This window comes from Pseudomonas sp. JR33AA (assembly GCF_021378985.1).
Taxonomy (GTDB): Bacteria; Pseudomonadota; Gammaproteobacteria; order Pseudomonadales; family Pseudomonadaceae; genus Aquipseudomonas; species Aquipseudomonas alloputida.
On the sequence record NZ_JAJSAW010000005.1, the window covers coordinates 100,681 to 121,990 of the forward strand.

The window sequence follows — 21,310 nt, forward strand, 5'->3', positions numbered from 1 at the left end:
GGATCATAGCACCGGGCCCGGCGCATAACCACGCAACAAACATAGGGAATAGAGGTTCCGGAGGGGCTGGGCTGTGCCGACCAGTGGCTCGCCGTTGCGTGGGTGTTGCCCGTCGGGCCGAGCGCCGCTCGATCCTGCAGGCGATGAATATGCCGCACCAGGCCCCGAGGTCAGTTGAAGATCAATTGCGCCGCCACCGCGAACATCATCACTGCCACCATCAGGTCGAGCATGCGCCAGGTGGCTGGCCGCGCCAGCCACGGTGCCAGCCAGGCCGCACCCATGGCCAGGGTCGAGAACCACAGCAGCGAAGCACTGGCTGCCCCGGCCACATAGGCGCCAGGGGCGGACTGCTGGGCGCCCAGCGAGCCGATCAGCAACACGGTGTCGAGGTACACGTGCGGGTTCAGCAGGGTCACCGCCAGGGCGCTGAGCAGCACGGCGCGACGTGAGCGAACGCCCTGGCCTTGCTGGTGCTGCAGGCTCTGCTTGGAGCAGGCACTGCGCAGCGCCTTGGCGCCGTACCAGATCAGGAACACCGCGCCGCCCCAGCGGGCGATTGCCAGCAAGGTCGGGTTGTGTGCCAGCACGGTGGCCAGGCCGAATACCCCGGCGGCCACGAGGACAGCGTCACAGACAATGCACAGCGCTGCCACCGGCAGGTGATGCTCACGGCGCAGGCTCTGGGCGAGGACGAAGGCGTTCTGGGCGCCGATGGCCATGATCAGGCCGAAGGCCACCAGCATGCCATTGAGATAGCTTTGCCACATAGCAGGGCTCTCCAAAAAGGGTCACGGAAGATGCTGGTCATTGTGATGCTCGGCGCTGTATAAGAAAAACAAATAAAGCTGATCACCCATTAGGAAAACAGATGTTCGACTACAAACTGCTGGCTGCCCTCGCGGCAGTGATCGAACAGGGCGGTTTCGAGCGGGCGGCGCAGGTGCTGGGCTTGTCGCAATCGGCCATTTCCCAGCGCATCAAGTTGCTTGAGGCGCGGGTCGGCCAGCCGGTGCTGGTACGTGCTTCGCCGCCTGGCACGACCGAAGTCGGCCGCCAGCTACTCAACCATGTGCAGCAGGTGCGCCTGCTCGAACGCGACCTGCAGCGCCAGGTACCGGCGCTGGACGAAGAGGGCATGCCGGAGCGCCTGCGTATCGCCCTCAACGCCGATAGCTTGGCCACCTGGTGGGCCGGCGCGGTGGGCAACTTCTGCGCACAACAGAATGTGCTGACCGACCTGGTCGTAGAGGACCAGGAAGTGGGCCTTAAACGCATGCGTGCCGGCGAAGTGGCGGCCTGCCTGTGTGGGAGTGAGCGGCCGGTAGCCGGCGCACGCAGTTTGCCACTGGGGGCCATGCGCTATCGGGCATTGGCCAGTCCCGTATTCATGGCGCGGCACTTCCCCCAAGGTTTTGTCGCCAGCCGCCTGGCCCGTACTCCAGCGATCGTGTACGGCCCGGACGATTTCCTGCAGCATCGCTACCTGGCATCGCTGGGCATAGAGGGTGGTTTCCTGCACCACCTGTGCCCTTCATCCGAAGGCTTTCTGCGCATGACCGAGGCCGGGTTGGGATGGGGCCTGGTGCCCGAACTGCAGGCCCGGGAGCAACTGGCCAGTGGGCAATTGGTGGAAATCTGCCGCGATACTCCTATCGATGTGCCGCTGTACTGGCATCATTGGCGCAATGGCGGGCAATTGCTCGCGCAACTGACCGACCACCTGCGGCACACCGCACAGCATTGGCTGGTGCCCTTGTAGCCATGGCTGGCGTCAGTTGCATCTGAAATCTGGCAAGACGGAGTGTTACATGCGAATTCTGGTCACCGGCGCGAGTGGCTTCATTGGCGGGCGTTTTGCGCGTTTCGCCCTGGAGCAAGGCCTGGACGTGCGCGTCAGCGGCCGCCGTGCCGAAGGGGTCGAGCATCTGGTCAAGCGTGGCGCACAGTTCATCCCGGGTGATCTGGGTGACGCCGAACTGGCCCGGCGTTTGTGCCAGGGTGTCGAAGCCGTGGTGCACTGCGCGGGCGCGGTGGGTAACTGGGGGCGCTATCAGGATTTCTACCAAGGCAACGTGGTGGTGACCGAGAACGTGGTCGAGGGCTGTCTGAAAGAGCACGTACGGCGCCTGGTGCACCTGTCTTCGCCGTCGATCTATTTCAACGGCCGTTCGCGCCTGGACATTCGTGAAGACCAGGTGCCACGTCGCTTCCGTGATCACTACGGGCAAACCAAGTACCTGGCCGAGCAGAAAGTGTTCGGTGCCCAGGAGTTCGGCCTCGAAGTGCTGGCGCTGCGCCCGCGCTTCGTCACCGGGGCTGGCGATGCCAGTATCTTCCCGCGGCTGATGCAGATGCAGCGCAAAGGGCGGCTGGCGATCATCGGCAACGGCCTGAACAAGGTCGATTTCACCAGCGTGCACAACCTCAACGAGGCGCTGCTAAGTGCATTGTTCGCCGATGACCGGGCGCTGGGCCAGGCCTACAACATAAGCAACGGCCAGCCGCTGCCGCTGTGGGACGTGGTCAACTACGTGATGCGCCAGATGCAGCTTTCCCAGGTGACCCGCTACCGCTCCTATGGCCTTGCCTACAGCCTGGCCGCGCTGAACGAGGCGGCCTGCATGTTATGGCCAGGGCGCCCGCAACCGACCTTGTCGCGCCTGGGGATGCAGGTGATGAGCCGGGATTTCACCCTGGATATCAGCCGTGCCCGGCAGTACCTGGACTACCAGCCCAAGGTCAGCCTGTGGACGGCGGTGGATGAATTTTGCGGCTGGTGGAAGCATCTGCCGCCCGGCTGACAATGGTCATCAATGCGCCGCGCTGGCGGTTTATACTCGTGCCTCTTTGTGACTACCGCGGTTGAATGTACCCATGCGTAACCATGTTCACGATGACTTTGATGACGTGCCTGCCTTGCGGGCGGGCACCGTTGATGATGACGAACTGATACCGGCGCATGTGATGCGCAGCCGCCAGAAAGCCGCCCGCGGGGCCAGCACGGCGCCGTTGTGGGCGTTGATCGGTGCCTTGTTCATCGCGTTGGCGGGCCTGGGTTGGTGGAGCTTTCAGCAGATCTCGCTGATGGAGCAGCAACTGGTGGCGACCCAGGAAAGCTTTGCCCGCATCAGTGAAGAGGCGGCTGGCCGCCTTCAGGCGATCAGTGGCAAGGTGGCGGCCAGCGAGTCCGGCGTTACTACCAGCAGCGAGGCGCTGAAGCTGCAGTTGCGCCAGTTGCAGCAGGGTGTTGCCGGGCAGACCGGTGACCTGGGCAAGCGTCTGGAGCAGGTGCTGGCCGATACCCGAGAGCAGCAGAAGGCTGTGACTGAGCTGCAAAGCCAGTTGCAGGCGCAACTGAAGCTGGTGAATGGCGAGCTGGCGGCGCTGCGTTCTGGCCAGGTCGACGGTGGCAAGCTGGATGCCCAGTTGAAGAGCCTGAACGAGCAGGTTGCCGCGCTGAAAGCCTCACAGGTGGATGGCGGCCAGCTGGACGGCCAGCTCAAGAGCCTGGGTAGCGAGGTGGCGGCCTTGAAGAAGCAGGGCAACCCGAGCGCGGCAATCCAGGGCCTGGAACAGGATATTTTGGTGTTGAAGAGCCAGATCGACAACCGCCCGGCTGCGGCAGCGTCCGGTGGTGCGTCGGTGCAGGAGTTCGATGCCTTCCGGGCGCAGATGACGCGTAACCTGAATACGCTGCAGAACCAGATTCAGAACCTGCAGCAACAGATCAACGCTCGGCCGTGACGCCGCAGGGGAGGGCGTTGCCCTCCTATCGCGACACAGGGCCGCTCCTACAATGGCCGATCCATGTGGGAGCCTTGTGTCGTGATAGGGCCGCAAAGCGGCCCCGGCAATCTTGATTACAACCGCGGGTAATCGATGTACCCCACCGGCCCCTTGCCATAGAAGGTTTCGGGATGTGCCTCGTTCAACGGCGCATCCGCTGCCAGCCGTGCTGGCAGGTCGGGGTTGGCGATGAACGGCACACCAAACGCCACGGCATCCGCTTTGCCATTGGCCAGGGCCGCATTGGCACTGGCCTTGTCGAACCGCTCGTTGACGATGTACGGGCCACCGAATGCCTCTTTGATCAGCGGCCCGATGCTGTCGTCGGCTTCCCGTTCCCGCGAGCAGATGAAGGCGATGCCGCGCTTGCCCAACGCTCGGGCCACATAGGTGAAGGTCTCGGCGCGGTCGGCGTCGCCCATGTCATGGGCGTCGGCACGCGGTGCCAGGTGCACACCGACGCGCTGCGCGCCCCACACTTCAATGACCGCATCGGTCACCTCCAGCAGCAGGCGCGCGCGGTTTTCCAGCGAGCCACCGTAACGGTCGGTGCGCTGGTTGGTGCTGCTTTGCAGGAACTGGTCGAGCAGGTAACCGTTGGCGCCGTGTATCTCCACACCATCGAAACCGGCAGCCTTGGCGTTTTCGGCAGCACTGCGGTAGGCCTCGACGATGTCGCTGATTTCTTCGGTTTCCAGCGCCCGCGGGGTAGGATAGTCACTCAGCGGGCGTACCAGGCTCACATGGCCCTTGGGCTGGATCGCGCTGGGGGCCACCGGCAGTTCGCCATTCAGGTAGCTGGGGTGGGAGATACGACCCACATGCCATAACTGCAGGAAGATGCGACCGCCCGCGGCATGTACGGCCTTTGTCACATTGTTCCAGCCACGTACCTGTTCATCGTTCCAGATGCCGGGGGTATCTGGGTAGCCGACGCCCATGGGGCTGACCGAAGTCGCCTCGCTGAGGATCAGCCCGGCGCTGGCACGTTGGACGTAGTATTCGGCCATCAGCGCATTGGGCACACGGCCTTCATCGGCGCGGCAGCGGGTGAGCGGGGCCATGATGATACGGTTGGGCAGTTGCAGGTCGCCCAGTGTGATCGGATCGAAAAGCGTGGTCATAGCGGTTACCTGCCTTGTCAAAGTGCTTGGCGCAGTTGTTCGAGGAACGCCTGGATGGTGGCTTCGTCGCGTTTGAAGAAGTGCCATTGGCCGATCTTCTGGCTGCTGATCAGCCCGGCGCGCTGCAACGTGGCCAGGTGGGCAGAGACGGTCGACTGCGACAGGCCGCAGCGTTGGTCGATTTGCCCGGCACACACACCGTTTTCGGTGCTGTGGTACTGGTCCGGGAACTGGGTTGCCGGGTCTTTCAGCCAGCTGAGAATTTCTCGCCTGACCGGGTGGGCCAGTGCTTTTATGATTTCGTCGAGATCGAGTGGCATGGTTTTGAGGCTCGTTGTAGCGGTATATCGCGATAGGGCGAAATATAATTCGCTGAATTCCGATATACAAATACGAAGGCGTTCTGAGCTGAGCACGAATCGGTATATCGCGTTATAACGATATGCTGGGTGGCGATGCTAGACTGCGCTCATGAACTACCTCGCACACTTGCACCTCGGCGGCCCCGCGCCGCAACAACTGCTTGGCAGCCTGTACGGCGACTTTGTCAAAGGCGCCTTGGAAGGGCGCTTTGCGCCTGCGCTGGAGGCGGCCATCCGGCTGCACCGGCAAATCGACAGTTACACTGACCAGCACCCGTTGGTGCTGGCGGCGCTGGCACGTTTTCCGCGCGAGCGGCGGCGCTTTGCCGGCATCGTCCTGGATGTGTTTTTCGACCATTGTCTGGCACGACACTGGGGCAACTACGCCGATCAGCCGCTGGAGCAGTTCACTGGCGCGTTTTATCGGGTATTGCTGGCACAGCCCGAACTGCCTGGGCGGCTGGCGCGGATTGCGCCGTTCATGGCAGCCGAAGACTGGCTGGGGGCGTATGGCGATTTTGCCACCCTGGAACAGGTGTTCAACGGCATTGCCCGGCGCTTGTCGCGGCCGGAGGGGATGGCCGGGGTGATGGTGGAACTGGAGCGGCTGTATGAGCCGCTGCTGGCGGATTTTCGCGAGTTCTATCCGCAGTTGCAGGCGTTTGCGGCGGCAGGGCGGATGTCTGACCGTTAGAGGTGTGTGGGTGTTACTGGCCTCTTCGCGGGTGAACCCGCTCCTATGGGCAATGCGCTCGGTGTAGGAGCGGGTTCACCCGCGAAAGGGCCAGAACAGGCAGTGCAAGCATTCAGGCAGCCCGCGCCTGCCGACGCGGCGCCATCTCCATGTCTTCAACCCCGAACAGCGCCAGGTGAATTGCCTGCTGTGCCTGCAATGCCAGCACCGCACGTTCCTTGCCCACGCTGCCTATTGGCTGCAGCAGGTGGATGCACACCTCGCCGCGCGGCAGGGCAAACAGGCGCATCAGGTGCGACACCAGGTCGTCTTCACCAATGAACGGCGCTACCGGGTCGATCTGGCCATCACGCAGGTACTGAATAGCGACTGGCTGCACTGCCACGCCACGGTCGATGGCACCTGCCAGCAGGCGGCCATGAAAGGTGCGCAACGTGCGGCCGCTGGTAGTAGTGCCTTCGGGGAATATCAGCAACGGCCGGGCCAGCCCCAGTTGTGCGGCGATCTGTTCGCGCAGGCGCTGGCTGTCGCCCCCGCCACGGCGAATGAACAGCGTGCCGGCCTTTTCCGCCAGCCAGCCGGCCACCGGCCAGTGGCGCACTTCGGCCTTGGACAGGAAAGACAGCGGCGTGAGCATGCCAAGCAAGGGGATATCGGCCCAGGAAACATGGTTGCTGACCCACAGCATCGGCCGCTGTGGAAGTTCGCCAACTACCTTCACATCGAAGGGCAGGGCGGCGACCAGGCGCTTCATGAACAGGCAGGTCCAGCGCTGGCGCCGTTCGATCGGCGCCTTGAAGCCCAAGTGTTCGCCCAAGGCGATAATGCTGGCCATCAGCATGCCCTGCGCGAGCACCAGTAGCAGTCGGATGAGGCGGGCCAGCACCCGCAGCCTCGGCATCAGACCGCCGCCTTGAAGTGGCGGGCGTAGCGTGGGCACAGCTCGTCGCGCTTGAGCAGGATGAACACGTCAGCCACCTGGAAATTCTCGTCCCAGCAGGGCTCGCCGCAAATCTTCGCGCCCAGGCGCATATAGGCCTTGAGCAGCGGTGGCATTTCGGCAATGACGTTATTGGGCAGGGCCAGTTTCGGCAGCGGGTTCTTCGGCTCGGCACGCAGGTGTTCGGTGCACAGGTAACGTTCACGCAGGCGCTGCATCACTGCGTGGGCCTGCACGCCGCCGTCCTGCATGGGAATACTGGCGCAGCCCATCAGATAGCTGTAGCGGCCCTCGTTGAGCACCTCGGCCAGTTCGCCCCAGAGCACGGCGATGGTACCGCCGTTGCGGTAGTCGGGGGCGACGCAGGTACGGCCCAGTTCGAGAATTGGGCCTTGCAGCTGCAAAAGGCCGTGCAGGCTGAATTCTTCTTCACTGTAGAACCGGCCCAGGCTACTGGCGGCCTGGTGATCGAGCAGGCGGGTGGTGGCAACCAGTTTGCCGGTGCTCAGATCGCGTACACCAATGTGGCTGCAGTGCACGTCGTAGTCGTCCATGTCCAGGCCTTGCTCGGCACCTTTGAGCTTGGCCTTGAATTCTGCGCTGAATACGGTGTAGCGCAGAGCCTGGGCTTCTTGCAGCGCCGCGGCGCCAACCAGGCGTTCGGCTTGCAGACGGCGTTCGGTGCTGTAGTCGCCAGCGGTAGCGATCCGAGTCATTACGAGTCTCCATAAGCCAGCCAAGAAGGGTTGCGGCCGGTCGGCTTTGTTGTGCAAAGTCAGCCTAGGTAGACCCAGTGTCACCCCTGTGAATGTTTGGTGATGCTTGCGTGACACACCCTGAGCCTTAACTGAAAGCCCTCCAGCAAGGAGCTGTTCCATGGCCTGGTTGCAACGACTCAACGATCCGCTTCGCCTCGCGTCGACAGGCACCCTGGGCGAAACCTACGCCGCGCTGCTTGAGCGCCTTGGCCCGGTTACCCCGTTCGAATTGGCGGCACTGGGTGGGCGTGCAATGGCTACCCCGGGCCTGGCCTTCCTGGTGGGTTACCAGGCTGCCCTTCGCGTGCTGTGGCCCAGTGCGCCGCACAGCCTTGGCGCCTTATGTGCCACCGAGCGGCGCAGCGTGCGGCCGGCAGACATGCACACACGGCTGGACGCTCTGCGGCTGTCGGGCTGCAAAGACTTCGTTACCGCAGGTCTGGAGGCGGAGTGGCTGCTGGTGGCGGCGCGTAGCGAAGCGGCTGACGCGGCGCCGCAACTGAGCCTGGCGGTGGTTTACCCCGGGGAGCCCGGGGTGACTCTGGAACCATTGCCGACCCTGCCGCTGATGCCGGAAGTCGGGCACGGCCGACTGCTGCTGGAGCAGGCATCGTGCGAGTTGCTGGCCGGTGACGGCTGGGATGCCTACGTGAAGCCGTTCCGTTCGCTGGAGGATTTGTATGTGCTCACGGCGCTGACCGCTTGGTTGTTCGGCGTTGGGCAAGCGTGCGCCTGGCCGCAGGGGCTGCGCCTGCAATTGCTTGGGCTGTTGGCCGGCTGCGCCGAGGGTAGCCGGCAGTGTGCCGATAGCATGGGTTGTCACTTGTTGCTGGGCGGGTTATTTGCGCAGTTCCAGGCGTTGCGGGGGGAGATCGATGCGGCGTTGGCGACAGGGCCGGTGCATTGGGCGCAAATCTGGCAGCGTGACCAAGGGGTGATGGCGCTGGCGGCGTCGGCGCGGGAGAAGCGGCTGAACAAGGCTTGGGTTGCTGCGGGCTTGTCGTGAATGGCTGACAGGGTTGTGTGACCCGATAAGTCGCGGCGTGGCATCTGTGGGGGCGGGTTTACGCACAAAAGCGGCCTGTACGGGCAGCAGAAAACCTGAAAGTCATTTCCTTTTATCGCGCTTGATCCCCGCAAATCCCAGCCGTTGACGTATCATTAGCCGCCTGACGGCAACCCCTCCAGGATCGCTTGCGCATGCTCGCCCTTCTTATCCAGACCCTGAACATCACGGCCCCGGTATTCGCCATGCTGTTCATGGGCGTCCTGCTCAAACGCATACACTTGATCGACGACAACTTCAACCGCGTCGCCTCGCAGCTGGTGTTCAACGTCTGCATGCCGGCGCTGCTGTTCCTCGGCATCTACCACGCCGACCTGGCCGCAGCGGTCAAGCCGGGTGTCATCCTGTATTTCATCGTCGCCACCCTGGTCGGTTTCGCCATTGCCTGGGGCATGGCCATCTGGCGCAGCCCGATGGCCGACCGGGGCATCTATACCCAGGGCGCCTTCCGCGGCAACAACGGTGTGATAGGCCTGGCGCTGGCCGCCAGCCTGTACGGTGACTATGGCATTTCCCTGGGGGCGGTGCTCGCAGGCCTGGTCATCCTCATGTACAACTCGCTGTCAGCGGTGGTACTGGCGGTGTACAGCCCTGACCTTAAGTCCGACCCGTGGAGCATCTGCAAGAGCATTTTCAGCAACCCGCTGATCATCAGCGTGCTGGTGGCCGCGCCGATGGCTTACGGCCAGGTGCCGTTGCCCAACTGGCTGCTGACCTCGGGCGACTACCTGGCACAGATGACCCTGCCGCTGGCGCTGATCTGTATCGGTGGCACGCTGTCGCTGGCAGCGCTGCGTAACTGTGGCCGGCTGGCCATCGATGCCAGCTTCGTGAAAATGCTCTGGCTGCCGCTGCTCGGCACCCTTGGAGCCTGGTTGTGTGGGTTTCGCGGGGCGGAGCTGGGCATCCTGTTCCTGTACATCGGCAGCCCGACCGCTGCGGCCAGCTATGTGATGGCGCGGGCAGCCAACGGCAATCACGAACTGGCCGCGTCGATCATCGTGATTACCACGCTAATGGCGGCGATCACCACCAACATTGGTATTTTCATCTTGCAGTGGGGCGGATGGATCTAGATCCTTGACTGCAAATAACAGCAACAACACTGCCTCACTGAGCTAAAGGACACTTCATGCAAGACCAGAGCACGCCCGAGCGGTTACAGCGCGGGCTGAAGAATCGCCATATCCAGCTGATCGCGCTGGGCGGGGCCATCGGTACCGGGTTGTTCCTAGGCATTGCCCAGACCATCCAGTTGGCCGGCCCCTCCGTGTTGCTGGGCTACGCCATCGCCGGCCTGATGGCCTTCCTGATCATGCGCCAGCTGGGTGAAATGGTGGTGGAAGAGCCGGTCGCCGGCAGCTTCAGCCACTTCGCCCACCAATACTGGAGCGAATTCGCCGGCTTTGTCTCAGGCTGGAATTATTGGGTGGTGTACGTGCTGGTCGGCATGGCCGAGCTGACGGCGGTCGGTATCTACGTGCAGTACTGGTGGCCGGACTTCCCCACCTGGGCCACGGCGGCGATCTTCTTCGTGGTGATCAACCTGATCAACCTGACCCAGGTAAAGGTCTATGGCGAGATGGAGTTCTGGTTCGCCCTGGTCAAGGTGGTAGCCATCGTCAGCATGATCGGCTTTGGTGCCTGGTTGCTGGGCAGCGGTCATGGTGGCCCGGATGCCAGCGTGGCCAACCTGTGGCAGTACGGCGGCTTCTTCCCCAACGGCGTCACGGGTCTGGTAATGGCCCTGGCGGTGATCATGTTCTCGTTCGGTGGCCTGGAGTTGGTGGGCATCACGGCTGCCGAGGCTGACAACCCGCGCCAGAGCATCCCCAAGGCCACCAACCAGGTGGTGTACCGCATCCTGATCTTCTACATCGGTGCTTTGGCAGTGTTGTTGTCGCTGTACCCTTGGCAGAAGGTGGTGCAGGGCGGCAGCCCATTCGTGATGATTTTCCACGAACTGGACAGCGACCTGGTGGCGACCATCCTCAATATCGTGGTGCTGACAGCTGCGCTCTCGGTGTACAACAGCTGTGTGTACGCCAACAGCCGTATGCTGTTCGGCCTGGCCAGCCAGGGCGATGCGCCGCGTCAGTTGCTGAAGGTAAGCCGTAGCGGCGTGCCGCTGACCGCGCTGGGCGTGTCGGCCTTTGCGACCGGCCTGTGCGTGCTGATCAACTACCTGATGCCGGGTGGGGCCTTTGGCTTGCTGATGGCGTTGGCAGTGTCCGCGTTGGTGATCAACTGGGCGAGCATCAGCATAACCCACCTGAAATTCCGCAAGGCCAAGCTGGCCGCCGGGATCACCCCCTTCTACAAAAGCCTGGGGCACCCACTGACCAACTACCTGTGCCTGGCATTCATCGTGCTAATCCTGGTGGTGATGTACCTGACGCCGCCGATTCGCATCTCGGTACTGCTGATCCCGGTATGGATCGCTGTGCTGTGGGTGGCCTTCAAGCTGAAGAAGGCTCGCCAGGCCAAGGGCTGATCGGGTTTGTTCGTAAGGGGTATGCCGTTGGATTTTCGGCGCCTGTGAGATCGAGCGCCGCGCGGGCGGCGCTCGATCTCACAGGCGATGAAAGCCTGAAGGCATGCGTCTGGCGGCCCTTACGCGTACCCCTTCCATGCCCCTCAATGCTGCCTCCGCCAGGCCCGTACGGTGGTGTACAGCAATACCATGGCGAGCACGGGCAGCACATAGAACAGCATCAAGCGCTCCAGGCGCCCAGCCAGCGGCATACCCATGGTAAAAGCCGCCACATGAAGGCCGTAGGCCAGGTACAGGCAAAGAAACACCAGGCCTTCGGCGCGAGTGATGCGGTAACCGGAATAGAACACTGGCAGGCTCAGTACGGCAACGCCGAGCATTACAGGCAGATCGAAAGACAGCGCGTTAGGCGAAATCGACAGTGGCTCCGGGGTGATCAGTGCGGTCAGGCCCAGTACGCCCAGCAGGTTGAACAGGTTGCTGCCGATCACCGTGCCCACGGCGATCTCCCGTTCGCCCCGCAAGGCGGCGATCAGCGCAGCGGCCAGTTCCGGCATGGAGGTGCAGATGGCGACGACCGTCAGGCCGATAATACGCTCGGACAGGCCCAGGTCGGTGGCCACCTCGATGGCAGCTTCCAGTAGCAAGTGGCCCGCCAGGCTCAGCAGGCCAAGGCCGACCAGTATCTGCAGCAGCGTACCTGACCAGAAGCGTCCCGCCCCGGACCTGGCGGCATCGGGGGCAGGGTAGGTGCGTGCGTAATGGCGGGACTGATGCCAGAGCATTGCCAGGTAACCGGCCAGCCCCAGCAATAGCAGCGCCCCTTCAACCCTGCCCAGGTGGGCATTGGCGGACAGTACATACACCAGCCCGCTGGCGAGGATCATCAAGGGAATGTCCAGGCGCACCAGCTGGCGTGACACCCGCAGCGGGATAATCAGCGCGGCCAGGCCGAGAATGACCAGTACGTTGAAGATGTTGCTGCCGATCACGCTGCCTACTGCCACATCCGGCGCGCCCTGGTAGGCGGCCTGCAGGCTTACGGTCAATTGTGGCGCGGTACTGCCTAAGGCCACCAGGCTAAGGCCTATGATCAGCGGACGAACGTGCAGGCGCTGCGCCAGGCGCAAAGCGGAGCGCACCAGTAGCTCGGCGCCACCGATCAGCAACAGCAGGGCGACGCCCATTTGCAGCAGACTAAAAGTGGGAAGGGTGGCCAGGTCGAAAATGGTCGAACTCCTGTCGCGTCAGTCGCTAAGCCCTTGTACGCGCACGCGCGCTGTTCCGCTACGGAGCATACCGAGTTTTTCTGCTGCCGCGCGAGACAGGTCGATCAGGCGGCCGCGGGTGTGCGGGCCACGGTCGTTGATGCGTACCACCACACTGCGCTGGTTGGCCATGTTGGTCACCCGTACACGTGTGCCGAAGGGCAGGCTGCGGTGTGCGGCGGTAAGGCCGTGCTGGTTGAACGGTTCGCCACTGGCGGTGCGTTTGCCATGGTGGCGCGAGCCGTAGTAGGAGGCGGTGCCCGTCTGGTCGTAGCCGCGCGGGTCGATGTCATGGCTGGCGCAGCCGGCCAGGAAAGAAAACAGGGCGAGGGTGCCGAGGGAACGTTTTAGCAAGTCAGGTGCTCTCCGGTGCGACCATTCGCGGGTAAACCCGCTCCTACAGGGAACGCTGGCTGTGTAGGAGCGGCTTTAGCCGCGAACGAGGGCGAAGCCCTCGCAGCATTACAGGGGTAAAACCATCACCCTTCGAGCTTGGCCTTGAGCAATTGGTTCACCTGCCCCGGGTTGGCCTTGCCTTTGGAGGCTTTCATGGCCTGACCGACGAAGAAGCCGAACATCTTGCCGCGCTTGGCCTCATCGGCCGCGCGATACTGTTCGACCTGCTCGGCATTGGCTGCCAGCATTTCGTCGAGCATCTTGTCGATCGCACCCGTGTCGGTAACCTGTTTCAGGCCTTTGCTCTCGATGATGCTGTCGGCATCGCCTTCACCGGCGGCCATGGCTTCGAACACGGTCTTGGCAATCTTGCCGCTGATGGTGTTGTCACGAATGCGCAGCAGCATGCCGCCCAGCTGCGCGGCGCTGACCGGCGCCTGATCGATTTCGACACCCAGCTTGTTCAGCAGGCTACCCAGTTCGACCATGACCCAGTTGGCCGCCAGCTTGGCATCACCACCGATCTTCACCACTTCTTCGAAGTAGTCTGCTTGTTCGCGGCTGGAAGCCAACACGTTGGCATCGTAGGCCGACAGACCGTACTGAGTCTGGAAGCGCTCGACCTTCTGTGGCGGCAGCTCCGGCAGGCCGGCGCGGATGGTTTCGAGGAAGCTGTCCTCGATGACCACCGGCAGCAGGTCGGGGTCGGGGAAGTAACGGTAGTCGTTAGCTTCCTCTTTGCTGCGCATGGAGCGGGTTTCGTCCTTGTTCGGGTCGTACAGGCGTGTTTCCTGCACGACTCTGCCACCGTCTTCGATCAGGTCGATCTGGCGCTGGATTTCGCTGTTGATCGCGCGCTCGATGAAACGGAACGAGTTGACGTTCTTGATTTCGCAGCGAGTGCCGAACTCGGTCTGGCCTTTCGGGCGGATCGATACGTTGCAGTCGCAGCGCAGCGATCCTTCGGCCATGTTGCCGTCGCAGATGCCCAGGTAGCGCACCAGCGCGTGGATTGCCTTGACGTACGCCACGGCTTCCTTGGCGCTGCGCATGTCAGGCTCGGAGACGATTTCCAGCAGCGGGGTGCCGGCGCGGTTCAGGTCGATGCCGGTGGAGCCGCTGAAGTCTTCGTGCAGGCTCTTGCCGGCGTCCTCTTCCAGGTGCGCGCGGGTTACGCCGATGCGCTTGATGGTGCCGTCTTCCAGCGCGATGTCCAGGTGGCCCTTGCCCACGATCGGCAGGTCCATCTGGCTGATCTGGTAGCCCTTGGGCAGGTCGGGGTAGAAGTAGTTCTTGCGTGCGAACACGTTGCGCTTGCCGATTTCGGCATCGATGGCCAGGCCGAACATGCACGCCATGCGCACGGCTTCCTCGTTCAGCACCGGCAGTACACCGGGCATGCCCAGGTCAACCAGGCTGGCCTGAGTATTCGGCTCGGAACCAAAGGTGGTAGCGCTGCCGGAGAAGATCTTCGACTGGGTGGCGAGCTGAGTGTGGATTTCCAGCCCGATCACAACTTCCCATTGCATGTGTGAATTCCTCAGAAGCCGTTGGGGGCGCGGGTATGCCAGTCGGTCACCTGTTGGTAGCGGTGCGCGACGTTGAGCAGGCGGCCTTCCTGGAAGTAGGGCGCCAGCAGTTGCACGCCGACCGGTAGGCCGTCGACGAAGCCCGCAGGCATCGACAGGCCTGGCAGGCCCGCCAGGTTGGCGGTGATGGTGTAGACGTCTTCGAGATAGGCGGCAACCGGGTCGCTGCTCTTGGCGCCAAGCTTCCAGGCCGGGTTTGGCGTGGTCGGGCCGAGAATCAGGTCGACATCGTTGAAGGCGGCCATGAAGTCGTTCTTGATCAGACGGCGGATTTGCTGCGCCTTCACGTAATAGGCGTCGTAATAGCCGGCCGACAGGGCGTATGTACCGACCATGATGCGGCGCTGTACTTCAGCACCGAACCCTTCGCCGCGTGAGCGCTTGTACAGGTCGGTGAGGTCCTTGGGCTCTTCACAGCGGTAACCGAAGCGTACGCCGTCGAAACGCGACAGGTTGGAAGAGGCTTCAGCCGGGGCGATCACGTAGTAGGCCGGAATGGCATGCTGCATGTTCGGCAGGCTGATTTCCTTGACCACTGCGCCGAGCTTTTCCAGCTCTTTGACGCTGGCCTGGACCAGGTCGGCGATGCGTGGGTCCAGGCCTGCGCCGAAGTACTCTTTCGGCAGGCCGATGCGCAGGCCCTGCAGTGAAGCGTTCAGGCTGGCGCTGTAGTCCGGCACCGGTTCTTCGATGCTGGTGGAGTCCTTGGCGTCGAAACCGGCCATGCCTTGCAGCAGCAGCGCGCAGTCCTCGGCGGTGCGGGCCAGTGGGCCGCCCTGGTCGAGGCTGGAGGCGTAGGCGATCATGCCCCAGCGCGAAACACGACCGTACGTCGGCTTGAGGCCGGTGAGGTTGGTCAGTGCTGCGGGTTGGCGGATCGAGCCGCCGGTGTCGGTGCCCGTGGTGACGGGCAGCAGGCGCGCGGCCACGGCAGCGGCCGAACCACCGGACGATCCGCCCGGCACGTGCTCGAGGTTCCACGGGTTCTTCACCGCGCCGTAATGGCTGGATTCGTTGGCCGAACCCATGGCGAACTCGTCCATGTTGGTCTTGCCCAGGGTGACCATGCCGGCGTCGGCCAGCTTGGCGACCACGGTGGCGTCATAGGGCGCCTTGAAGTTGTCGAGCATCTTCGAGCCGCAGCTGGTACGTACGCCGTTGGTGCAGAACAGGTCTTTGTGGGCGATCGGTGCACCCAGCAGCGCGCCGGTTTCGCCAGCGGCGCGACGGGCATCGGCGGCACGCGCCTGGCCCAGGGCCAGGTCGTCGGTGATGCTGATGAAGCTGTTGATCTGTGGGTCGAGCTGTTTGATGCGCGTCAGCAGCGCGCCGGTCAGCTCTTCGGAAGAAAACGATTTGTCGGCGAGTCCGCGGGCGATCTCGGCCAGGGTCAATTGATGCATGGCAGGCTCTATCCCTTACTCGATGACTTTGGGAACCAGGTACAGACCGCTTTCGGTCGACGGCGCGATGGCCTGGTAGGCATCGCGCTGGTTGCTTTCGGTGACGTGGTCAGGACGCAGGCGCTGGCTGGCCTCCAGCGGGTGGGCCAGGGGCTCGATGCCAGTGGTATCGACCGCTTGCATCTGGTCGACCAGGCCGAGAATGCTGTTCAGGGCGTCGGTAATGCGTGGCAGTTCGCCATCATTCAGGCCCAGGCGGGCCAGATGGGCGATCTTTTCCACGTCGCAGCGTTCAAGCGCCATGAGGATCTCCAAGGGAAACAAAGAACGGAATTTGGGTCCGCAGTGAGGAACATGTCAGCTTTCTGGCGGTCTAACGGCCGCGAAATTCTGCTGGCATGCTCGGAAAAACAGCCAATTTAACATATTGGCTCCTTGCCCAAAATCCCTGCCATTGTTAGAGTTTGCCGCACTTTTTTACCCACGCTTTCCCCAGGGTCACTTTCCCATGTTCAAGAAACTGCGTGGCATGTTTTCCAGCGATCTTTCCATCGACCTGGGTACTGCCAACACCCTTATTTACGTGCGTGAGCGCGGTATCGTCCTGAATGAGCCCTCGGTTGTTGCCATCCGTACCCATGGCAACCAGAAAAGCGTTGTCGCCGTCGGTACCGAAGCCAAACGCATGCTGGGCCGTACGCCTGGCAACATTGCAGCCATTCGTCCGATGAAGGACGGCGTCATTGCCGACTTCAGCGTCTGCGAAAAAATGTTGCAATATTTTATCAACAAGGTTCACGAGAACAGCTTCCTGCAGCCGAGCCCGCGCGTGCTGATCTGCGTGCCATGCAAGTCGACCCAGGTCGAGCGCCGCGCCATCCGCGAGTCGGCCCTCGGTGCGGGTGCCCGTGAAGTGTTCCTGATCGAAGAGCCAATGGCCGCTGCCATCGGTGCCGGCCTGCCGGTTGAAGAGGCCCGCGGTTCGATGGTCGTCGATATCGGTGGCGGTACCACTGAAATCGCCCTGATCTCGCTGAACGGCGTGGTTTATGCCGAGTCCGTCCGCGTGGGCGGTGACCGCTTCGACGAAGCCATCGTTACCTACGTGCGCCGCAACTACGGCAGCCTGATCGGCGAATCCACCGCTGAGCGTATCAAGCAGGAAATCGGTACTGCCTACCCAGGTGGCGAAGTACGTGAAGTCGACGTGCGTGGTCGTAACCTGGCCGAAGGCGTGCCGCGTGCCTTCACCCTGAACTCCAACGAAGTGCTCGAAGCACTGCAGGAATCGCTGGCGACCATCGTCCAGGCGGTCAAGAGCGCCCTGGAGCAATCGCCGCCGGAGCTTGCCTCGGACATCGCCGAGCGCGGCCTGGTGCTGACCGGTGGTGGTGCGCTGCTGCGTGACCTCGACAAACTGCTGGCCCAGGAAACCGGCCTGCCGGTGATCGTCGCCGAGGACCCGCTGACCTGCGTCGCCCGTGGCGGCGGTCGCGCCCTGGAGATGATGGACAAGCACGCGATGGACCTGCTCTCCAGCGAGTGATCCCGCTCGCTGTTCACGAGCGCCCGGTTTACAGGTAGTACGCACAGTGCTACCTGTATGTGCTGGGCTGGTGCCCGTTGGGGCACCGTATCCGTCAACCCGCAACCAGGCTGGTGCGTTGTTCCATGTCCAATGACCTCCTGAGTCGTCCACGAGGAACGGCCCATTAAACCGCTTTTCTCCAAGGGCCCTTCGCTGGGCGTTCGCCTGCTCGTTCTGGTGGTGATGTCGGTCGCGTTGATGGTTGTCGACGCGCGCTTCGACGTGCTCAAACCTGTGCGCAGCCAGATGGGCCTGGTGCTGATGGAGTCGTACTGGATCACCGACTTGCCGCAGCGTGCCTGGCAAGGTGTGGCCGGCCAGTTCGGTAGCCGCACCGAGCTGATTGCCGAAAACGAGAAGCTCAAGACCGAAGCCCTGCTGCTGCAGGGTCGCCTGCAGAAGCTGGCGGCCCTGACCGAGCAGAACGTGCGGCTGCGCGAGTTGCTCAACTCTTCAGCGCTGGTCAACGAAAAGGTCGAAGTGGCCGAGCTGATCGGTGTCGACCCCAACCCGTTTACCCACCGCATTCTGATCAACAAGGGTGAGCGTGATGGTGTGTTCCTGGGCCAGCCGGTGCTCGATGCCCGCGGCCTGATGGGCCAGGTCGTAGAGTTGATGCCCTATACCGCGCGGGTGCTGCTGCTGACCGATACCACTCACAGCATTCCGGTGCAGGTCAACCGCAACGGCCTGCGTGCCATTGCCAGCGGCACTGGCAACCCGGAACGCCTGGAGTTGCGGCATGTGGCCGACACTGCCGACATCAAGGAAGGCGACCTTCTGGTCAGTTCCGGCATGGGGCAGCGCTTTCCTGCCGGCTACCCGGTGGCCACGGTCAACGAAGTGATCCACGATTCCGGCCAGCCCTTTGCCATCGTCCGTGCCATCCCCACCGCCGCGCTTAACCGCAGCCGCTATATGTTGCTGGTGTTCAGTGACCGGCGTAGCCCGGAGCAGCGTGCCACCGATGCCGCCATTGCCCAGGAAGAGGCTGACCGCAAGGGGGCTGCACCTGCCGGCCAGCCAGCCGCTACCGATGGTCAGGCTGCACCCGCCGCTGGCACGCCTGCCGCGTCGGTCACACCGGCAGCACCGGCAGCACCGGCAGCACCGGCCACTCCGGTCGCGCAACCAGCAGCCCCGTCTGCTGCACCTGCCATGCCGGCCGCACCCGCTCAACCCCGGAGGCAATGATGGCTGCATCACGCCGCAATAACGGCTGGGTCATCTGGCTTACATTCGCCATCGGCCTGCTGCTCAGCGTTTCCCCCATGCCGCAGTTCATGGAAGTGTTCCGGCCCATGTGGCTGGCCTTGCTGGTGTCGTTCTGGACCCTTGCCGTGCCGAACAAGGTTGGCATGACCACGGCATTCGTGCTGGGCCTTGCCGAGGACGTGCTGTATGGCACGCTGCTGGGGCAGAATGCGCTGGTCCTTACCCTCATCACCTTCCTGGTGCTGTCCCTGCAGCAGCGTCTGCGCATGTTCCCCATGTGGCAGCAAAGCCTGGTCATCCTGGTGATCTTTGGTATCGCCCAATTGATCCAGCTGTGGCTCAGTGCGCTGACCGGCAACCGCCTGCCCACCCTGGCGCTGGTCTGGTCGGCGGTGATCAGTGCCTTGCTCTGGCCGTGGATCAGCTTTGCCTTGCGCGACCTGCGTCGACGCTTGCACATCAACTGACGGCAACGCGCCACTGACAGGGAGATGTCTGCATGACCCCGCTATACCTGGCTTCAGGCTCGCCCCGTCGTCGTGAACTGCTGACGCAGATCGGCGTGCCGTTCATTGTCATCAGTGCCCCCGTGGATGAATCTCCGCTACCCAGCGAAAGCGCCCCTGCCTACGTCGAACGCCTGGCCCGGGCAAAGGCCGCCGCCGGTCTGGCCCGTGTCGACGGCCCGGCCGTCGTGCTCGGCGCAGACACTGCCGTTGTGCTCGATGGGCGTATTCTCGGCAAACCGGAAAACCGTGAAGATGCCTTGGCCATGCTGGCTGACCTGTCCGGCCGCGAGCATCAGGTGCTGACCGCTGTCGCCCTGGACGATGGCCAGCGTGTGCACAGTTTTTGCGTGACCAGCACGGTGCGCTTTCGCGCCATCAGCACCGATGAAGCGCAACGCTATTGGGCCAGCGGTGAGCCCGCTGACAAGGCTGGCGGCTATGCCATCCAGGGGCTGGGTGCGGTCTTCGTCACCGGTCTTTCCGGCAGTTATTCGGCGGTGGTCGGCTTGCCGCTCTGTGAAACGGCCGATTTGCTTGCCCAGTTCGGCATCGCCTGCTGGCAATCGCTCGTGCATACGCCAGAGGTAACAAACCCGCAGTAGCCAGCAGTGCATACGCCATCCATCATTAGAAAGAACCTTTGACGAGAGCCTGCCATGAGTGAAGAGATCCTGATCAACATCACCCCGATGGAGTCGCGTGTGGCGGTGGTGGAAAACGGGGTGCTGCAGGAAGTGCATGTCGAGCGCACCCAGCGCCGTGGCATCGTCGGCAATATCTACAAGGGCAAGGTGGTACGTGTGCTGCCAGGCATGCAGGCAGCCTTCGTCGACATCGGCCTCGAGCGCGCCGCGTTCATCCATGCCTCGGAAATCTCCCAGCGCGAAGGCTCGGCGGTAGAGAACATCACCGCACTGGTACACGAAGGCCAGGCCCTGGTGGTGCAGGTGACCAAGGACCCGATCGGCACCAAGGGCGCGCGCCTGACCACCCAGCTATCGATCCCGTCGCGCTACCTGGTGTACATGCCTCGCAGCAGTCATGTCGGTATTTCGCTGAAAATCGAGGACGAAGCCGAGCGTGAGCGCCTCAAGCAAGTGGTCAGCGACTGCATGGAAAGCGAGAACATCAAGGATGCCGGCGGCTTCATCTTGCGCACCGCCGCCGAAGGCGCGCGTGCCGAGGAGATCTTGCAGGACATCCGTTACCTGCGCCGCCTGTGGGAGCAGATCGGCACCCAGATAAAGACTTGCGGCGCGCCCACGGTCATTTACGAAGACCTTGGCCTGGCCCTGCGTACCCTTCGCGACCTGGTCAATCCGAAGATCGAGAAGATCCGCATCGACTCGCGGGAAACCTTCCAGAAGACCACGCAGTTCGTCGGCGAGTTGATGCCGGAAATTGCCGACCGCCTCGAACATTACCCCGGCGAGCGCCCAATCTTTGACCTGTACGGCGTCGAAGACGAGATCCAGCGGGCTCTGGAGCGCAAGGTGCCGTTGAAGTCCGGCGGTTACCTGGTGGTCGACCCGGCCGAAGCGATGACCACCATCGATGTCAACACCGGGGCTTTCGTCGGTCATCGCAACCTCGAAGAAACCATCTTCAAGACCAACCTCGAGGCCGCTACTGCCATTGCCCGACAACTGCGCCTGCGCAACATTGGCGGCATCATCATCATCGACTTCATCGACATGGAAGACGAAGATCACCAGCGCCAGGTACTGCGTACCCTGGAAAAACAGCTGGAGCGCGATCACGCCAAGACCAACATCATCGGCATCACCGAGTTGGGCCTGGTGCAGATGACTCGCAAGCGTACGCGGGAAAGCCTGGAACAGGTGCTTTGCGAGCCGTGCCTGGCTTGTCAGGGCCGTGGCAAGCTGAAAACACCCGAGACCATCTGTTACGAAATATTCCGCGAGATCCTGCGTGAGGCCCGTGCCTATCAGGCTGAAGGCTACCGTGTGCTGGCCAACCAGAAGGTGGTCGACCGCCTGCTGGATGAAGAGTCAGGCAACGTGGCGGAACTGGAAGCCTTCATCGGTCGAACCATTCGCTTCCAGGTCGAGTCGATGTATTCGCAGGAACAATACGACGTGGTGCTGCTCTGAG

22 protein-coding genes are annotated in these 21,310 nt (G+C 62.8%); 12 read left to right on the forward strand and 10 right to left on the reverse strand.

Annotated elements, in window-relative coordinates; translation table 11 throughout:
* Window positions 1-170 precede the first annotated feature (170 nt).
* Window positions 171-770 (reverse strand): LysE/ArgO family amino acid transporter, encoded by a 600-nt coding sequence (locus LVS58_RS10405; protein WP_233690999.1) that lies wholly within the window; start codon window positions 768-770, stop codon window positions 171-173.
* Window positions 771-871: 101 nt separating this feature from the next.
* Between LVS58_RS10405 and LVS58_RS10410 the strand changes: the two genes are divergently transcribed.
* From LVS58_RS10410 to LVS58_RS10420, 3 genes are all read left to right on the forward strand, one after another.
* Window positions 872-1,762: a LysR family transcriptional regulator ArgP gene (locus LVS58_RS10410; protein ID WP_003255184.1), complete on the forward strand. Its 891-nt coding sequence runs from the start codon at window positions 872-874 to the stop codon at window positions 1,760-1,762.
* A gap of 49 nt (window positions 1,763-1,811) precedes the next feature.
* Window positions 1,812-2,804, forward strand: coding sequence for an NAD-dependent epimerase/dehydratase family protein (locus LVS58_RS10415; protein WP_233691000.1), 993 nt, complete (start codon window positions 1,812-1,814; stop codon window positions 2,802-2,804).
* Between the two features lie 73 nt (window positions 2,805-2,877).
* Window positions 2,878-3,747: an ATPase gene (locus LVS58_RS10420; RefSeq protein WP_233691001.1), complete on the forward strand. Its 870-nt coding sequence runs from the start codon at window positions 2,878-2,880 to the stop codon at window positions 3,745-3,747.
* A 116-nt stretch (window positions 3,748-3,863) separates the two neighbouring features.
* On the opposite strand, the gene LVS58_RS10425 is transcribed toward LVS58_RS10420, so the two are convergent.
* Both LVS58_RS10425 and LVS58_RS10430 read right to left on the reverse strand, forming a co-directional pair.
* Window positions 3,864-4,913 carry an alkene reductase gene (locus LVS58_RS10425; RefSeq protein WP_233691002.1) on the reverse strand — a complete coding sequence of 350 codons (1,050 nt, stop codon included), beginning with the start codon at window positions 4,911-4,913 and terminating at the stop codon, window positions 3,864-3,866.
* Window positions 4,914-4,930: 17 nt separating this feature from the next.
* On the reverse strand, window positions 4,931-5,233 hold the full coding sequence (locus LVS58_RS10430) for an ArsR/SmtB family transcription factor (protein WP_003255178.1): 303 nt from the start codon (window positions 5,231-5,233) through the stop codon (window positions 4,931-4,933).
* A gap of 151 nt (window positions 5,234-5,384) precedes the next feature.
* On the opposite strand from LVS58_RS10430, the gene LVS58_RS10435 reads away from it, so the two are divergent.
* The gene (locus tag LVS58_RS10435; protein ID WP_233691003.1) at window positions 5,385-5,969 is read left to right on the forward strand and encodes an acyl carrier protein phosphodiesterase; all 585 of its coding nucleotides are present in this window, start codon (window positions 5,385-5,387) and stop codon (window positions 5,967-5,969) included.
* 112 nt (window positions 5,970-6,081) lie between these two features.
* On the opposite strand, the gene LVS58_RS10440 is transcribed toward LVS58_RS10435, so the two are convergent.
* Complete coding sequence (locus LVS58_RS10440) at window positions 6,082-6,870, reverse strand: lysophospholipid acyltransferase family protein (RefSeq protein ID WP_233691004.1); 789 nt, start codon at window positions 6,868-6,870, stop codon at window positions 6,082-6,084.
* The gene (gene olsB, locus LVS58_RS10445) at window positions 6,870-7,625 is read right to left on the reverse strand and encodes an L-ornithine N(alpha)-acyltransferase (protein ID WP_233691005.1); all 756 of its coding nucleotides are present in this window, start codon (window positions 7,623-7,625) and stop codon (window positions 6,870-6,872) included. The genes LVS58_RS10440 and olsB overlap by 1 nt, the downstream gene beginning before the upstream one ends.
* Before the next feature lie 160 nt (window positions 7,626-7,785).
* On the opposite strand from olsB, the gene LVS58_RS10450 reads away from it, so the two are divergent.
* The 3 genes from LVS58_RS10450 (at window position 7,786) to LVS58_RS10460 (ending at window position 11,227) form a co-directional block, all read left to right on the forward strand.
* A complete protein-coding gene (locus LVS58_RS10450; protein ID WP_233691006.1) occupies window positions 7,786-8,673 on the forward strand; it encodes an acyl-CoA dehydrogenase family protein in 888 nt (295 codons plus the stop codon).
* Between the two features lie 194 nt (window positions 8,674-8,867).
* Window positions 8,868-9,809 (forward strand): AEC family transporter, encoded by a 942-nt coding sequence (locus LVS58_RS10455; protein WP_049586457.1) that lies wholly within the window; start codon window positions 8,868-8,870, stop codon window positions 9,807-9,809.
* 56 nt (window positions 9,810-9,865) lie between these two features.
* Window positions 9,866-11,227 (forward strand): amino acid permease, encoded by a 1,362-nt coding sequence (locus tag LVS58_RS10460; protein WP_233691007.1) that lies wholly within the window; start codon window positions 9,866-9,868, stop codon window positions 11,225-11,227.
* Window positions 11,228-11,370: 143 nt separating this feature from the next.
* Here the strand turns inward: LVS58_RS10460 and LVS58_RS10465 are convergent, their stop codons facing one another.
* The 5 genes from LVS58_RS10465 to gatC all read right to left on the reverse strand — a co-directional run bounded on the left by LVS58_RS10465 (window position 11,371) and on the right by gatC (window position 16,186).
* Window positions 11,371-12,414: a calcium/sodium antiporter gene (locus tag LVS58_RS10465; RefSeq protein WP_233691008.1), complete on the reverse strand. Its 1,044-nt coding sequence runs from the start codon at window positions 12,412-12,414 to the stop codon at window positions 11,371-11,373.
* Between the two features lie 60 nt (window positions 12,415-12,474).
* Entirely contained in the window at window positions 12,475-12,849 is a 375-nt protein-coding gene (locus LVS58_RS10470) for a septal ring lytic transglycosylase RlpA family protein (protein ID WP_233691009.1), read from the reverse strand.
* Between the two features lie 125 nt (window positions 12,850-12,974).
* Complete coding sequence (gatB, locus tag LVS58_RS10475) at window positions 12,975-14,420, reverse strand: Asp-tRNA(Asn)/Glu-tRNA(Gln) amidotransferase subunit GatB (RefSeq protein ID WP_233691010.1); 1,446 nt, start codon at window positions 14,418-14,420, stop codon at window positions 12,975-12,977.
* Window positions 14,421-14,431: 11 nt separating this feature from the next.
* Window positions 14,432-15,883: an Asp-tRNA(Asn)/Glu-tRNA(Gln) amidotransferase subunit GatA gene (gene gatA / locus LVS58_RS10480; protein WP_233691011.1), complete on the reverse strand. Its 1,452-nt coding sequence runs from the start codon at window positions 15,881-15,883 to the stop codon at window positions 14,432-14,434.
* 15 nt (window positions 15,884-15,898) lie between these two features.
* Complete coding sequence (gene gatC, locus LVS58_RS10485) at window positions 15,899-16,186, reverse strand: Asp-tRNA(Asn)/Glu-tRNA(Gln) amidotransferase subunit GatC (RefSeq protein WP_233691012.1); 288 nt, start codon at window positions 16,184-16,186, stop codon at window positions 15,899-15,901.
* A gap of 205 nt (window positions 16,187-16,391) precedes the next feature.
* On the opposite strand from gatC, the gene mreB reads away from it, so the two are divergent.
* From mreB to rng, 5 genes are all read left to right on the forward strand, one after another.
* Window positions 16,392-17,429 (forward strand): rod shape-determining protein MreB, encoded by a 1,038-nt coding sequence (mreB, locus tag LVS58_RS10490; protein WP_003255163.1) that lies wholly within the window; start codon window positions 16,392-16,394, stop codon window positions 17,427-17,429.
* 225 nt (window positions 17,430-17,654) lie between these two features.
* Complete coding sequence (mreC, locus tag LVS58_RS10495; RefSeq protein ID WP_233691013.1) at window positions 17,655-18,665, forward strand: rod shape-determining protein MreC; 1,011 nt, start codon at window positions 17,655-17,657, stop codon at window positions 18,663-18,665.
* Window positions 18,665-19,153, forward strand: a complete 489-nt coding sequence (gene mreD / locus LVS58_RS10500; protein ID WP_003255161.1) for a rod shape-determining protein MreD — start codon at window positions 18,665-18,667, stop codon at window positions 19,151-19,153. The genes mreC and mreD overlap by 1 nt, the downstream gene beginning before the upstream one ends.
* Before the next feature lie 32 nt (window positions 19,154-19,185).
* Window positions 19,186-19,797: a Maf family protein gene (locus LVS58_RS10505; RefSeq protein ID WP_233691014.1), complete on the forward strand. Its 612-nt coding sequence runs from the start codon at window positions 19,186-19,188 to the stop codon at window positions 19,795-19,797.
* 54 nt (window positions 19,798-19,851) lie between these two features.
* Window positions 19,852-21,309, forward strand: a complete 1,458-nt coding sequence (gene rng, locus LVS58_RS10510) for a ribonuclease G (protein ID WP_233691015.1) — start codon at window positions 19,852-19,854, stop codon at window positions 21,307-21,309.
* Window position 21,310: the final 1 nt, after the last annotated feature.